This is a genomic window from Bacillus sp. SW14 (assembly GCF_047608225.1).
GTDB lineage: Bacteria > Bacillota > Bacilli > Bacillales > Bacillaceae > Bacillus > Bacillus subtilis_G.
On the sequence record NZ_JBLKRW010000001.1, the window covers coordinates 3282717 to 3298233 of the forward strand.

Genomic DNA, 15517 nt, shown 5'->3' on the forward strand with positions numbered 1-15517 from the left:
AGTGCGAATTATTCCAGCTTATGATTCCAGTAAAAAAACCTTATATAATCCCTTTTTTGTTCTTTTCTTTCTCTTCCATCTTTAGTACCTTATATAAAGGTGATAACATTTGCTGAAAGAACTGTTTGTAAACTTGACCATTTTAATCACATTTAATTATCTCTTCACCCACCTGTTTAAAGAAAGGTTAGTGCATAAAAAAGACAGCATGCCCTTCCAAGCTGTTAAAGGACTGGCCTGCGGTTTGCTCGGGGTTATTCTGATGTTTTTCGGACTGAACTATCAGCATTCAATCATTGATCTTCGAAATATCCCTATTATGATTGCCGCTCTTTATGGAGGATGGGTTTCAACGGCAACGGCCTTGATTATGATTACCGCAGGCCGCATGCTGATTACGATGAACACATCTGCAATATACTCGGTTATTATCATTTGTATCGCTGCCATCCCGTCACTCATTGTTTCCAGAAGAAAAAAAGTTCAATTAAAACATGCTTTCTATCTTTTAATGATCACAAACAGTATGATTTCCTTTTCCTTTTATTTTCTTATAGATTTACATTCCTTTGAACTTCACTTGTATTTTTGGGCCACCTCATTAGCGGGCGGCATGCTCAGTTTATATATCATTGATCATGAAACAAATGCACATCTTCTTTTTAAACAATATAAGTTTCAGGCGCACTTTGACTTTTTAACAGGCATTTATAACCGAAGAAAATTTGAAGAAATCTCACAAGCCCTGTATCAACAGGCGGCCAATACCCCGCATTTCCAATTCGCACTGATTTATATAGATATCGATCATTTTAAAACCATCAATGATCAGTACGGACATCATGAAGGTGATCAGGTGCTGAAAGAGCTGGGTTCACGGCTGAAGCAGAGCATCCGAAATTCTGATCCTGCCGCACGGATTGGCGGTGAAGAATTTGCCGTGCTCCTGCCAAACTGTACGCTTGATAAAGCAGCCCAAATCGCGGAACGGATCAGGCGCGCTGTCAGTGATACACCGATTGCATTAACAAACGGCGATGAGCTGTCAGTTACGATATCACTGGGGGCTGCTCATTATCCCAATAATACAGAGCATCCAGAATCTTTGCCGATTCTTGCCGATCAAATGTTGTACAAAGCGAAAGAAGCGGGACGGAACAAAGTGTGTTTTTCAGAAAAAAAAGAATGAATTCAATGTTCGAATTCATTCTTCCAATCTGAAAGACGTTTCAAAGGCAGAAAAGCCGGGACAAGGTCTCCCCGATACTTTTTTTCTATAAATGCCGCTGTATCATCAGCTTGATAGAGCTCGATAATGGTTTGCAGTGCTTCCCGATCTTGATCCTCCGCTCTGACAACAATCAAATTCATCTCTTCCTTGGACATGAGCCCGCCGCTCTTTATGGCATGTTTTTCCGGGCTCAGCCCCGCTTTTTTTGCTTCAGAAGGTTTCATGACAAACACGTCGGCACCTCTCACAGCATCCTGTTGCCGGACTGCTTTCAATTTCAGGTGTCTCGGATTGTCTTTGATCATATCGGCTGAACCTGTTCCGTTAAATCCGTTTTTCAGCGTTAGCAACCCCGCCTCCTGAAGCATCGTAAGCGCCCTTCCAAAATCAAACACTTTATCTGGAACGGAAACAACAGCTCCTCGCGGTATATCTTGGACTCGGCCATATCGTTTTGAATAAATGCCCATAGGCGTTATGTATGTCGTACCGAGCGGCGCCAGCTTATGTTTGTATTTTTCAGTGAACGACTGAAAATATGAAATGGTTTGCAAGGCGTTGGCATCAATTTCTTTATTTGCAAGCGCGATATCAGATTCCGCATAATCAGAAAAAAGAATCAGTTGAATATCCAGCCCCTTCTCTTCTGCCTTTTCAGCAATATAGTTCCATATTGCCTCGTCAGACTCAGCAATTCCGATTTTTATCGATTCATGTTCTGCCGACGGTGAGCATGCAGTGAATGAAACGAGTAGAATAAAAACAAAACTGCATATAAGCCACTTTTTCATTGTGACCATACTCCTATCTATGTATTAGAGCATGAAGCAATATCAGACATAAAAATCAAACGCTCTCTTTAGTTGATAAACATTGTCATTTGCAATATTGATACGTTTTACCTTACTCATATCCAGTAGGGTTGTCAATTCCTATTATATTCTCTTCCCTAAAAGAAGATATCTCAGGCAAACGTATGATCACGTATCGAGAAAGCAGATGAATTTCAGTGAATAAATATCAAATCGAAAAATAAATATGGTATTTCACGAAAAAGTTTCGTTTAGCAGTTGTTTTTTCTGAAGATTACTGGTAGAGTAAAGGTAATTATTTTTGTTCGAACTATCTTTAAGAAGAAAGTTTTGTAAGAGTTTTCGTCTTGAAAGTTTGTTAAGAGCAAGAATAGTGAATTTAAGCGTTATGATCGCTTTAGGAGGAAATTTCATGTTAGAAGGTAAAGTAAAATGGTTCAACTCTGAAAAAGGTTTCGGATTCATCGAAGTAGAAGGTCAAGACGATGTATTCGTTCATTTCTCTGCTATTCAAGGCGAAGGCTTCAAAACTTTAGAAGAAGGCCAAACAGTTTCTTTCGAAATCGTTGAAGGCAACCGTGGACCACAAGCTGCTAACGTTACTAAAGAAGCGTAAGCATAAATTGATATGAAAAACTGCAGGCGCAAACCTGCAGTTTTTTTCGATAAAAAAGCTGTTTTGCTTAAGCAAAACAGCTTTTTACATTAGTTCGCAATATCCCGTTTCATAAAGATTCCGAAAGCCAGCAACAGGAAGACAACAAAGTAAACTGCCAGCATAACAACAGAGAAAGTCATCGTCATCCCTTCTACCAACGGTGATCCCTCTACATATTGCATTAAGCTGACATTGGCAAATAAAATATACTTTGCCCAGTCAAACTTCATCGCAATAAATGCAGTGGCTGTCGTACCCGTTACCAATAAAAAGATGGAAAAACCTACTGCCAGCGAGCTGTTTCTAAAGACAGCCGACAGCATAAATGCCATCGTTGCGATCATTAAAGCTGCAACAGATTCCGAGAGATATGTTTTTGCCAAATATCCCATCATATTTTGTTCAAAGATATGGCCGTCCTTGTAAATTAAATGAACATTCGCAGCAGTGTCGCCGCCTGTCCCGAAGAAGATCAACCCTAATAAAGCAGACCCCATAAATAAAATAAACAGCAATAAGAACCCAAACAGGAGAACTGTAATATATTTTGAGAGTAAAATCTGAAAACGGCTGAGCGGGCGGATCATTAACAGCTTAATCGTTCCCCAATTAAATTCGTTCGCGACAATTCCAGCTGCGATAATAATGGTGAATAGACCGGTCAGGATCGTAAAATTCGCTGAATCTGTTACATAAGACCATACAGTATACCCAGTGTCATCGGGGATGTTATGTTCAATACGATAGTTGTTGACTGTAATCGTTTCTTCATAGCCATCTTTCAGTGAAGGATCTTCTTTGATTTCTTTCTTCAATGCGGCATTTTCCGCTTGAAGCGTTTGTTTCCATTTCGGATTTGCTTCATCGGACGTAAAATGGTTTGTTAAGAATGCCCAGCCAATCATGGTCAAAGCCAGAATCCCGATCATCACCCATGTTCCGGCACGGCTGAAAATTTTGACCCATTCATTATAAATCAAATTAAGCATGTTGAACCTCCTCTTTTGCTTCACCTGTTACTTCTAAGAAACGGTCCTCTAATGATTTCGCCATTACTTTTACTTCATAAATCCGGATTTGCTGCATCACCAGCAATTCAATGGCCGCAGGGACTTCGTCTTTAGACAGCTTGACTTCTACACCGTTTGTCTTGCCCACCACATCATACTCCTTTAGAACAGAAGCGGCTTCGTTCGGCTGCTCAACGTTGAAGAAATATGTATCTTTTTCATCAGTGATTTCATCTTTGACATTTTGAATATCGATAAGCTTCCCTTTTTGTAAAATCGCAATTCGATCACACATCAGTTCCATTTCTGAGAGCAGGTGGCTTGAAACAATGACAGCCATTCCTCTTTCTCGCGTCAGCTTTTTTAAATGATCTCTGATTTCCCTGATTCCCGCCGGATCAAGGCCGTTTGTCGGTTCATCCAAAATCAGCACTTTCGGATCGTGCAGAAGGCATTGTGCCAAGCCAAGACGCTGTCTCATTCCAAGAGAATATGTTTTCACCTTGTCATGGATTCTGTCTGTTAAACCGACTAGTTCAATGACTTCATCAATTTTTTCCTTCGTGACGCCCTTGACCATCCTTGCGTATTGCTGGAGATTTTTATATCCACTTAAGAATTTATACAGCTCTGGGTTTTCTACGATCGCTCCAATATGCTTAATCGCCTTGGCATACTCTTTCGTGATCGATTGGCCGCAAATGAGCACATCACCTTTTGACAGTTTCATTAATCCTACCATCATTCTGATAGTTGTCGTTTTCCCTGCTCCGTTCGGTCCTAAAAAACCGAATACTTCGCCTTCTCGAATTGTAAAACTAAGATGATCAATGATCGTTCGCCCTCTGATGTTCTTTGTCACATTTTTCAATTCCAACACTGTCTTCATCATGTTCCTCCTCTATCTTTTCTAGTAAACTTCCATTTTCGATCTGAACCATTGCAAAACAGACATGCCTTCCTGCTCACGAATGTCCTCCACATCACGCTGCGCAACCTTCTCTCCATTTGCCAGCACGATGACTTCGTCAAGCAAGGTTTCTATTTCATCAATCTCGTGCGTAGCGATCACGACAATCTGCTGCTCAAAATCAATGTACGAAACCAAGCTGTTTACGATGGAATCCCTCACCATCGGATCAAGCCCGGAAAAGGGTTCATCCAGCAAGATGACGGATGCCCTTCTTGCTAAAGCAAGAACGATTTTCAGCCTGCCCCGATTTCCTTTTGACAGCTTTTTGATCTTTTTTTCCGGATCGAGCTGCATTTCATTCAACAGCTTATAAGCTTGGTCTTCTTGAAAATCAGAAAATTGAGATTGATAGAACTTCACCATGTCTTTTACAGTAAAATGCGGATAAAACATATCAAGCTCTGTCAGATAAGCCGTGTGGCGCACCATATCTCTCGTAACCTGCTTTTCATCCGCTTTTACCAACCCTGACGTAGGAAACAGAAGGCCGGCCATCATTTTTAAGGTCGTTGATTTACCGCTGCCGTTCGGACCGATCAGACCATAAATCCGTCCGGATGATAAGGAGATCGATACATCTTGAACGGCGGTGTGGCTGCCGTATTTTTTTGATACACGTTCTAAAGTGATTTCCATTTCAGCCTCCCTCAGTGAATGTTTTAATCCCTTCAACCATTTCTTCTTTCGTTAACCCCAGCTCTGTCATTTGCTTCACAAAGCCTTCCAGCACTTCTCGTGTCAGCCTGTCTTTCAGCTCATCTACGATGTCTGCTTTCTCCGCAATAAACGTCCCTTGACCTCTTCTTGTCTCCACAATACCCAGCCTTTCCATCTCACTGTATGTTCTTTGAATTGTATTGGGATTTACCTTGGTTTGAATCGCCATTTCTCTTACAGAAGGAAGCTTGTCTCCCGGAAGCAGTTCCTTCCTGACCAGCCGATAGAAGATCTGGTCAGCAATCTGCAGATAAATCGGTTTCGAGGATTGGAAATGATTGTCCATCTTCACACCTCTACTTTACGATCAAGCAGTTTTGAAGCCGCGATAAGCAGCAAGATTGTGATGACAATAGCGATAGGAAACCCAAGCACAGGTAGATGTATCGGTTTTAATTCCAATCTCCAAACGTCACGGAAGTGAAAATCAAAATTACAATAAACTGTTACAGGCCAGAAGTGCTTTTGAGATTCTAATAATGGGCTTATGAGGTATTTATCGAGAAAGAACCACACTGTGGCCAGCAGCCCCATCGCAGCCCATCGCATTGCGCGCCAATTCTTAAGTGAATGAAAAACAGTCCAAAAGACAACTATCGTTACTGACATATATAACGAGGAAATAAGACCATATATATTCAGCAAAACCGCTGTACTTGTTAAATCAATTTGATGCTCCAGCAGTTTTTTTACAGAGAGCATATGATGAATCCATATGCCATAAGCGGTTAATGCCAATTGAATCAGAAATTGATAGAGCAAAGATGCTGCCAATTTGGAAGAAAGCAGCCTGAAACCGCCATTTGGATTATACAGCCAAAGCTGTGATTTCCCCTCTTTATGAAGATGATAAAACACAAAAACAGGGGTTAAGAACAGCAGAAAAAAAGCAACTGCAACAAAGAAACCAAAAATGACAAGTGGTTCTTTCGTGCGAGAAGCTATGATATGACCTGTCACCAAACAGAAAATGATTCCGCAAATCCATACTAGCAGCCATATTCTCGAAAGCTTTATATCTTTCTTTAACAGACCTAAAAAAGAATCCATGTCTTTCCCTCCCGGAAGCCTCTTCGGTGTATGAGTACCATAGTACACTAGTTCAAACCTGAATACAACATATTCCATGGATTTATTTGATAAAAAAATATAATTCATACATGCAAACAGAAAAAAGGCAAATCCGCCATGAGTAAACGGATTTGCCTTTTTTCTGCTCGTGTATGTAATATTGCTATTTTTCTAAATAGATTTATGAAAAATGTTGAGTCAGAGGCAAATCAAAGTTTCGGCTGACAATCCATGGCTTCCATATATTGTTTTGAGCAGCAGATTGAAGCGATTGCCATAAGAATTAGTAATAGACTAGATAATTCCTTTCGTCATCTGAAAAACACACACGAACTGAAATGATACCGAAAAAAGGTACGGATCCTGAAAGTCTTTAAGCTAATTTTCTAATCGTTCTAATACAGGTAAGTTGGTATCAATGGCATAAGTCGAGTGTCCACAAGACCTTTTGTTTTGGTGGTCGTCCTGTCTCTATGTCCCAATTCTTTCGGAGTAACCATCCATAACCTTTTTTAGAACAACTAAAATCAGGGGCTGATACAGCTCCATGAGAACTTCACTCCTGTAAGTATTTCTTTATCCTATTCATAGTTTTGCAATGCTTTGAGCGTTCGAACCATGACGGTTGGGGAGTATCATGATCTTAACTGATGGTTATCTTCAGCAATCCACCAAGATTTTATTAAACTCATAGATTATACTCGTTTCTCACGAAAGTCATGACGGTAAGAACCAAGTGGCTTATCATCAGTAAAAGGTATTGGATTTTTTTATATTGCATGACGTTATCTGTCATGCTTTCTTCATCTAAGATTTAAGAAAAAAAATAAATAGAAAAGGGGAATATCTTAACCACCTTCTAATCAAATCTTGAAAGTTAAAGTAGATTGCATAAGCTTTGCTCGTTTACGTTTTTTAACAACCATATAATTAACACATTACAACCATACAATTCATACTTTTGTTTTTTTCAGAAAATCAATTGTCTTGCTTATCCACTATATGATAATGTATATGTTAACATCAAGTTTTTAACAAAATATGAATAAAATTACAGAAAGGAGGGTTGAAAATGAAAAAAATATTAATAGCTACTAGCCTAATTCTTATTTGTGCATTTGTTGGTGTATCCTCAGTTTCTGCTTCAACGGTTCAACCAATTGAACGGATGAACTTTGAAAATGCAAAAGAATCATCTGTAGTGGAACCAGAGTATCTACCTGCACTTGCTGCAATTGGACAAGCTGCCAGAGTGGCTGAAGCTGGGGTGAAAGCAGCCGGTCAAGTAGCTAAGTGGGGGTCTGCAGCCTTTGGTGGAGGATTTTTAGCAGCCGCAGGAGCGGATGCGTATAAAAAAGCTAAAGGCTCATCCACAAATTCTGAATATGTACCAGAAGACGCAGAGGTAGTATTTGACTGATTTGAAAATGAAGATCATAAATAGGGGCCTCTATCAGTAATGAGGCTCCTTTTAGAGAGGAGAGAATGTTAAAATTGAAAAAAGTTTTCTTTATTGTTGTATGTATTTTTTTTGTTTCTCATTTTTCTATAACTGCTATTTATGTTCTTCCATTTAATCCAATTAAAAATAAAATTAATAAACCCATAATTTCATATATGCATCCATTTTTCGCTCAAAACTGGCAACTGTTCGCTCCAAACCCTTTATCGAGGGACACATACATTTATGTTCAAGTGCGGGATAAGGGCGGTGAAGAATCTAATTGGATTGATATTTCAACTCCATTATACAATGCAAATCACAAAAATAGACTTTCACCTATAAATACATTAGTAAGACTTGGAACAGGCGCTTATATGCAGACCGTAAATGAAAATGAATTAATGAATAAAATAGAACTAAAAAAATCGATGGAGAATCCAAATTCAGAAGATAAGAACAATAAAGAATTAACTGATCACCAGAAAGACGGTATTCAAATGTTATATAACCTTGGGCAACATTACGCAAATAGCTATTTTAAAAACATAGATATAAAAGAGCTGAGAGTTAGAGTGTTAAGAACAGAACCTATACCGTTTTCTAAGCGAAACAATCAAAATTATGAAAGAGAACAAACTTATATTACATATGATTGGAAGAAATACTATAATTAAAAGAAGCGGGGGATAGTATTGTTATTAAAAAAAATTATGATTGTAGCTTCAGATAAAAAGTCTCTGATTGGTGCAAGTATTTTAAGAATAGGATTTGGTTTAATAATTTTATATACATACGCTATAAACTATAGACAGAGATATTTTATATGGGGACCAAATGGAATGTCTCAAACAGATTACTCAGAACAAGTAAGGCCTTTTACTTTGTATAGTTTAGGAGATTCTACAGTTTACTTTGAGATAATATTTCATTTAGGTATTTTATCAGCCATCTTATTTACAGTTGGTTACAAAACCAGAATTGTTACTATTCTTAATTTTATATTTCTTTATTCAATAGACCAGCAAAATCCCGTAATTTTAGATGGTGGAGACAATATTATGTCAATAACTTTAATTTATATGTTTTTTATCGAAACTAATAAATATCTTTCTGTAGATAAAATGTTAAAAAAAGAGGGGAAATTTAGCAATAACTATTATCTAAGTATTATTCATAACTTTGGAGTTTTATCTATAATTGTGCAATTATGTATCTTATATCTAAACTCTTCATTATATAAAGTAATGGGAGAGCTTTGGCAAAATGGTACTGCAATATACTATATTTTGCAAGTCCAAGAGTTTAACTTGCCTTGGATAAGCAATATTATTATCTCTTCTGATTTTTTAATAGTTTCCTCTACCTATTTCACTATACTTTTGCAGGTAGCATTTCCCTTCTTGCTATTTAATAAGGTAACAAAGTATATAGCACTTGCCTTACTTATTACTTTACACTTAGGAATTGCAGTAGTAATGGGATTAATAACCTTCTCTCTAACTATAATCGTTATAGATGCAATACTTATTAGTGATAAAGATTACAAGAATATCTATAACTATATTAAAAATAAAATAAAAAGTACAACGAAAGAAGAAGTAATACACCCTACTTCAAAAACGGTCTAGTGAAATAAAGTATAATGAAAATATTAATGAAGGCAGATGAGATTAAATGAGGAAAAAACCGTTTATTGTCGATTATTTTTATAAAAATTCCTTAGATCAAACAATTGAACTTTGGCTCCCTATTCCTGATGGATTGGGCCAGGAAACATTAAAACCATCTCAACTACATAGATTGCCTACTGGTGAAAATCTAGGTTACTTCATTCTACATAAAAATGATACATTGCATTTTCAATATACTCGAGAATGGTATACCTCAAAAGAGAAAACGATACCTTTAAGCAAGGAAGAGGAAGAATACTATTTAAGAGATACGATTCTTTCACCTGTTAATAAAGAGACTTTAGATCTTGCACGGGATATTACAATAGGGATAAACAGTAAAAGAGATCAAGCAAAAGCGATTTTTCGATATATTGTTACCAATTACAAGTATAAGTATCCTCCTAAGAGCAGAGGAGTGAAATCCTTCCTTCGATATAAAAATGGAGATTGCGCTGAGTTTTCCTTTTTATTTTCTTCCTTGTGCAGGTCTCTGGGAATTCCCACAAGAACTTTATTTGGAAGTTGGTCATTCGGAAAAATGAATGGCCATGCGTGGAATGAAATATATTTAGAGGATGAGGGGTGGATTGCTGTTGATGTAAGTATGGCTAATCTGCGGAAACATAATATACTGAGGTTTTTATATAGCGATTTACGAACTATGTGGTGGGAAAAATACTTTGGTAAAACAGAAGGACAGCGGGTTGTTTTCTCTCGAGATAGTGAAATCAAACTTATGCCTGCATTCAGCGATAGCAAAGGTAAATCCATAGCTATTGAACCTCTGCAAATTAATGATAGAGCCTTTTATTGGGGACAGGAGTCCTTGAAGGGTGCTGCCCCTTACCTTCAACCAGCGTATGTGAAGATAGATACACAAAATTTCCTACCTAACACATCTATTGGTGTGGAAAACCTTCTGGGCACCTGGAAAGTAAAGGAGACTGGCTGGCGAGGTTTCTTGGCACAATCAAAGAAATATTTAGCAATGATCGCCCTAGCTACTATGGGTGTAAATTATATTAATAGTAATAATTATCTTGAATTTTTGTTTAAGTTTAGTTTTGTTGCCTTGTTTTCATGTTTTGTTTTAAGGAGAGAGCGACCATTCTTATTTAGCATTTTTTTAGTTATTATGATTCTTTCTCTTTTATCTACAATAAATGAATTATTGTGATTATACATTTATTATTAAGAAAAAACTTAAACGAAAAGATTGTATGAGGGTGCTTATATGAAGGTGAATGCAATGTATGAAGACAGTAATAAAAATTATTGTTCTTATTAATATAAATAAAGACGTTTTATTTTTATATTACAAACTTTCATAGTAGCCGGACATAAAAAAATATAGTACTTCATCCAGACTAATTAATTTCCGAGCAACTAATGGACAGAGTGTATAAAACTTAGAGACTAATAGAAAAAGAATTTTAAAATCTGATTCTTTCATGTTCCCTCAGAAAAAGCTAAAAAGAATGTTTTTATCATCACATATTATTCTCTACATACTTTCTACTTCCGTAATCTGTCAATCGACTATAATAATATAATAACTATAGGGCTGAGACTTACCCCGCAGAATAAAAAAATGTGGCACTCACCAATCATCGTAGGTGCCACATTTTTTTATTTTAATTTTTTTGTATGCATGAAGTATACCTTCATTTTTTCACCTCTCATTTTGAATACTCAAAATGGTCATTTGTCTGTAAAATACGTTCAAATAACGTTTTGGGTGTGAATATAAATGTGTTTAAAAGTCTTTAAATTTTTGTAGCCTCTTGAGTTACAAGGGATATAGTTGTCTATATATACATGTAGCTATCGAAGCAGAAAACAACCATCAGAATGTTGGTTCAGATTGCTGGAAAACGATGTTTTTTCTAAAAGCTTTTTTGTTTTGTGCTGTTTCTTTAGATTTTCATTAGGTTTCGGATACAGAAAAAGCGCTCCTACATGCCTAGCTTGCTTGGCTAGATATGTGGCAATCTTCTTCATGTTTTGACATGCGGCTGGTTTCAGGATTTGATTTATATGACCGGTAACCTTTTCGGTCAGTTTCGGTGAATAGGACACGTCCGTCCACCATGTCATGATTGATGGCTTGAAGAACGATCTCATTAAAAATGTCTAGGAAAATAGTTGTTTCTTTAAAGCGTGTGCGTCTGTTCCAGCTGATGGTGGAGTGGTGCGGAACTGAGTCATTGATATTCAGTCCCAAAAACCATCTGTACGCCATATTGTAGTAAAAGCTGTCTTTCTGAATGGATACTGTAGAGGTAGCCGATAAACATCATTTTGAATAAAATCAGCGGATCGAGTGAGGGGCAGCCTTTGTTTTCGCTGTAGTAAGGCTTAACCTTTTTAATGATAAAAGAGAAATCATGTGTTTATCAATTTTTCGAAGCAAATGATTCTCTTCGACGAGTTGGTCAATCAGAACAAATTCGGCTGCGTTTTGAGAAGAATTTCTTGTGTGGAACATGAGAATGACACCGTCTTTTGAAGTGACCCCTGTCAAGTAGACAGTTTTTAAAAAGGTACTAAGAATACAATATATTCCATGGATTTATTTGATAAAAAAATATAATTCATACATGCAAACAGAAAAAAGGCAAATCCGCCATGAGTAAACGGATTTGCCTTTTTTATTACTTATTCTTACTTTTCATGGAGAGCAGCGCATCACGATAGCTGCTGTCCTGCATTTTGTCACTTTCTTCAGTGACCTTTTCTTCTGACTGATCTTCCTCACAATGCTTAAACTTTTGCAGCGCCTGCCTGTAAATATCATCACCCATTGCGTCACGTTTCTCTTTTGGGGAATCGTTTTTCACAACGGCTGGCATATGCTCGGCAGCCCTTGTTTCAGCAGGGTATTGCGCTTCGTTTTTTTCCTCTTCTGGAGGGGAGATTCTTTCGGTTGTTTCTTGCTTCTCAGGTCCAAGAGAGGCGTTGCGGACGTTAAATGTTATAAGACCCGCAATGACAATGACAGCAGCAATAATTGCGATAATAATGGCCATTTCAACCTCTCCTTTACTGACCTGCTGTTAGGTTTCCTGTGACTTGGCTGACGCGTCTTCCTAAGGCGCGCCCAAGCTGAATACCTTCCTCAGACATTAACTCGTCACTGTCAACCGGACAGGTGACGCCTGCACCGTAATAAGAGCCGTACAGTGCGTTTTCAGGCACGTTGCCAGGCAGGCCGACAACGATCATGCCTTGGTGGAACATCGGCGTGATGAGATTGTGCATTGTCATTTCCAAGCCGCCGTGTGTTGTTGCCGTTGTGCAGAAAACAGCGCCGACTTTGTTGATCAGCTCGCCTTCAGCCCACAAATAGCCAAGTCTGTCGATCCAAGCTTTGAGACCGGAGCTGATTGTTCCGAAATGCCCAGGGCACCCCCAAATAATCGCATCCATCTCTTTTAGTTTACGGATATCAGCCTGATCGACATGATCGATCAGCACCTCAGCCGCCTCGTTTTCTCTCGCGCCTTCAGCAATCGCTTCTGCAAGAGCCTTTGTATGTTCACCTTCACTGTCATACACTACATAAATTTTCATTCAGGAAACCTCCTTGTACAGATTAAGATTCCTTCACTTCTTTAGGAGCCGGAAGCAATGAAAGCTCCTCTTTTCTCTTTTTCCGCAATTTATCTTTTCTGACGTCACGCAGGAACAGACTTAGAATTAAACCTGCCACACAGAACAATGTTGCCCACATAAAAGCGTCATTAATCCCCATGACGTTTGAATCGAGTGTTGCATGTTTATAAATATGAGAGTAAACATACGTTTTCGCTGTTTCGTAGGGTACATTCATATTCACCATTATATTCGAAACCGCATTTTGGAACGCATGGAGGAAGTTCGGGTCCGCCGTGCTTGTTTTATCTGCAATTTGTGAATAATGGAATGTCGTACGGTTTGTATAAATCGTCGTAATTAAGCTTGTACCGATTGATCCGCTGATTTGGCGAAGCGTGTTGCTCATCGCCGTACCGTGGCTGTTCAGACGGGCAGGAAGCTGGTTCATCCCCGCTGTCATAACCGGCATCATTAAGAGTGACATACCGAAGGCACGGATTGAGTATATCAGCATGATGTGTACATATGATGTATCAATCGTTAATTGTGTATATTGATAGGTTGTGACCACTGTAACGAGAAGTCCGATAATCGCGAGCGGTCTCGGACCGAATTTATCAAACAAAATACCAGAGATCGGTGACATGATCAGCATGACGATCGCACCCGGCAGCAGAAGCAGCCCGGATTGAAGTGCCGTAAAGCCGACCAGGTTTTGCAGGTAAATCGGCAGCAGGAACATACCAGTGTACAGTGCTACTGTAATAATAATATTAATGACACTTGATAGTGAGAAAATGTCGTATTTAAACACTCTGAAATCAAGCATCGGATCGTCATGACGCAATTGCTGAACAACAAAAGCAACAATTGCTATGACACCGATAATAACTGTAGACAGGACAATCGGATCTGTCCAGCCGTCAGAACCTGCTTCACTGACTCCGTATAGTAAGGAGGCGAATCCGACAATGGAAAGAATCGCTCCAAGCGTATCGAGTTTGATTTTTTGCGGCTCCACCATATTTTTAAAGATGAAGAAAGCCACGATAATAACAATTGCGCCGACCGGCACAAGTCCGTAAAACATGATGCGCCATGTGTAATGCTCAATAATCCACCCGGAAAGAGTCGGGCCGACCGCCGGAGCAAACATCATCGCAAGTCCGAAGATCCCCATTCCTTTCCCCCTGCTTTCAGGCGGGAAGATGAACAGAATAGTTGTCATAACGAGCGGCTGCAAGATTCCTCCGCCCACGGCCTGAATCAAACGGCCGATCAGCATTGTGGAGAAGTTAGGTGCGATACCGCAGACTAACGTACCGAGTGTAAAACAGAACATGGCGACGAGAAAGAGACTCCGTTGGCCAAATCGTGTAATAAGGAAGGCTGATAACGGAATCAAAACGCCGTTAACAAGCATGTAACCTGTTGTGAGCCACTGAATCGTCGTTGCGCTTACACCAAATTCAGTCATTAAGTGCGGCATTGCGACGTTAAGCAGCGTTTGGTTCAGTATTGCCAGAAATAAACCCGCCATTAGCACAATCAGCAATGACATTGGGCTTTTCGCTTTATTTTCTTTGCCTGTAGCCATCTAAGACAACCTCCTTTCATGGTTTGATGACTGATCTGTTTTACTCAGAAATTTTAACAGATGCATTCATACCAGGAAGCACCTTATCAGATGGGTTTTTGATTGAAATTTTCACTGGAACTTTTTGCGTTACTTTTGTATAGTTGCCGCTTGAATTTGCAGATGGAAGCATATCAAATGTTGAATTTGTCGCATAACCGATTTCTTCTACAGTACCGTCAAATGTTGTGTTAGGTTCTCCATCAACGACAACGTCTACACTATTGCCTACTTCAACATCCGCAATATCTGTTTCTTTAATATTCGCAGTGATGTACAGGTGATCCATGTCAATGGTTTGGGCAATTGTTGTGCCAGCTTGTACAGTTTGTCCGTTTTTCACTTCGTTTTTCACAATTGTTCCATCCATGATGGATTTTACGTCAACAGATTGTTCACCTTTGATTTTTGCAACTGTGTCGCCTTTTTTGACTGTTTTTCCTTCTTCAAGATCCCAGTCAGATACTTTGCCTGCTGCTGGAGCTGTAATAGCAGCCATATCGCCGGCTACTTTCGCTTCGTCTGTTTTGATAAAGTTAGTGCTTTGATAATAGTAATAAGCACCTCCGCCTATAATTGCAAGAACAACAATCAAACCGATAATGTTGGTCAGAATTAAACGTCCTCTGTTCATTTTGTTTTCTCCTTTCGTTTCATCCTCTATCATTTTGCGGAATGGTGGTGAAAATATGTGA

General features: G+C 38.8%; 16 protein-coding genes and 1 pseudogene. 6 read left to right on the plus strand and 11 right to left on the minus strand.

The annotated features are described in order from the left end of the window. Positions 1-109: 109 nt before the first annotated feature. A complete protein-coding gene (locus tag ACMX2I_RS16935) occupies positions 110-1189 on the plus strand; it encodes a GGDEF domain-containing protein (protein WP_394716918.1) in 1080 nt (359 codons plus the stop codon). Positions 1190-1191: 2 nt separating this feature from the next. Here the strand turns inward: ACMX2I_RS16935 and ACMX2I_RS16940 are convergent, their stop codons facing one another. After that, positions 1192-2022: a MetQ/NlpA family ABC transporter substrate-binding protein gene (locus ACMX2I_RS16940; protein WP_394716917.1), complete on the minus strand. Its 831-nt coding sequence runs from the start codon at positions 2020-2022 to the stop codon at positions 1192-1194. 433 nt (positions 2023-2455) lie between these two features. On the opposite strand from ACMX2I_RS16940, the gene cspB reads away from it, so the two are divergent. After that, a complete protein-coding gene (gene cspB / locus ACMX2I_RS16945) occupies positions 2456-2659 on the plus strand; it encodes a cold shock-like protein CspB (RefSeq protein ID WP_087993721.1) in 204 nt (67 codons plus the stop codon). An 89-nt stretch (positions 2660-2748) separates the two neighbouring features. On the opposite strand, the gene ACMX2I_RS16950 is transcribed toward cspB, so the two are convergent. From ACMX2I_RS16950 to ACMX2I_RS16970, 5 genes are read right to left on the minus strand one after another with little or no spacing between them, the layout of a single operon-like run. After that, positions 2749-3690: an ABC transporter permease gene (locus ACMX2I_RS16950; protein ID WP_253268965.1), complete on the minus strand. Its 942-nt coding sequence runs from the start codon at positions 3688-3690 to the stop codon at positions 2749-2751. After that, on the minus strand, positions 3683-4600 hold the full coding sequence (locus ACMX2I_RS16955) for an ABC transporter ATP-binding protein (protein WP_087993719.1): 918 nt from the start codon (positions 4598-4600) through the stop codon (positions 3683-3685). Before ACMX2I_RS16955 ends, ACMX2I_RS16950 begins: the two co-directional genes overlap by 8 nt. A gap of 21 nt (positions 4601-4621) precedes the next feature. Then, complete coding sequence (locus ACMX2I_RS16960; RefSeq protein ID WP_414957599.1) at positions 4622-5320, minus strand: ABC transporter ATP-binding protein; 699 nt, start codon at positions 5318-5320, stop codon at positions 4622-4624. A 1-nt stretch (position 5321) separates the two neighbouring features. After that, entirely contained in the window at positions 5322-5687 is a 366-nt protein-coding gene (locus ACMX2I_RS16965; RefSeq protein WP_087993717.1) for a GntR family transcriptional regulator, read from the minus strand. 2 nt (positions 5688-5689) lie between these two features. Further along, positions 5690-6451: a hypothetical protein gene (locus tag ACMX2I_RS16970; protein WP_414957600.1), complete on the minus strand. Its 762-nt coding sequence runs from the start codon at positions 6449-6451 to the stop codon at positions 5690-5692. A 1093-nt stretch (positions 6452-7544) separates the two neighbouring features. Here ACMX2I_RS16970 and ACMX2I_RS16975 point away from each other — a divergent pair. From ACMX2I_RS16975 to ACMX2I_RS16990, 4 genes are all read left to right on the plus strand, one after another. Next, positions 7545-7892, plus strand: coding sequence for a hypothetical protein (locus ACMX2I_RS16975; RefSeq protein ID WP_148964371.1), 348 nt, complete (start codon positions 7545-7547; stop codon positions 7890-7892). Between the two features lie 65 nt (positions 7893-7957). Next, positions 7958-8590: a DUF5819 family protein gene (locus tag ACMX2I_RS16980; RefSeq protein WP_148964370.1), complete on the plus strand. Its 633-nt coding sequence runs from the start codon at positions 7958-7960 to the stop codon at positions 8588-8590. Between the two features lie 18 nt (positions 8591-8608). Then, positions 8609-9544 carry an HTTM domain-containing protein gene (locus ACMX2I_RS16985; protein WP_414957601.1) on the plus strand — a complete coding sequence of 312 codons (936 nt, stop codon included), beginning with the start codon at positions 8609-8611 and terminating at the stop codon, positions 9542-9544. Between the two features lie 46 nt (positions 9545-9590). After that, positions 9591-10766 carry a transglutaminase-like domain-containing protein gene (locus tag ACMX2I_RS16990; protein ID WP_414957602.1) on the plus strand — a complete coding sequence of 392 codons (1176 nt, stop codon included), beginning with the start codon at positions 9591-9593 and terminating at the stop codon, positions 10764-10766. 882 nt (positions 10767-11648) lie between these two features. On the opposite strand, the pseudogene ACMX2I_RS16995 reads toward ACMX2I_RS16990, so the two are convergent. The 5 genes and pseudogenes from ACMX2I_RS16995 to ACMX2I_RS17015 all read right to left on the minus strand — a co-directional run. After that, positions 11649-12077, minus strand: a pseudogene (locus ACMX2I_RS16995) (transposase); the annotation flags it as partial. A gap of 166 nt (positions 12078-12243) precedes the next feature. Continuing rightward, positions 12244-12618, minus strand: coding sequence for a hypothetical protein (locus ACMX2I_RS17000; RefSeq protein WP_414957604.1), 375 nt, complete (start codon positions 12616-12618; stop codon positions 12244-12246). 13 nt (positions 12619-12631) lie between these two features. Then, the gene (locus tag ACMX2I_RS17005) at positions 12632-13162 is read right to left on the minus strand and encodes an NAD(P)H-dependent oxidoreductase (RefSeq protein ID WP_087993714.1); all 531 of its coding nucleotides are present in this window, start codon (positions 13160-13162) and stop codon (positions 12632-12634) included. 22 nt (positions 13163-13184) lie between these two features. Beyond that, entirely contained in the window at positions 13185-14783 is a 1599-nt protein-coding gene (locus ACMX2I_RS17010) for an MFS transporter (RefSeq protein ID WP_414957605.1), read from the minus strand. A 40-nt stretch (positions 14784-14823) separates the two neighbouring features. After that, positions 14824-15489, minus strand: coding sequence for an HlyD family secretion protein (locus ACMX2I_RS17015; RefSeq protein ID WP_148964363.1), 666 nt, complete (start codon positions 15487-15489; stop codon positions 14824-14826). Between the last annotated feature and the right edge of the window lie 28 nt (positions 15490-15517).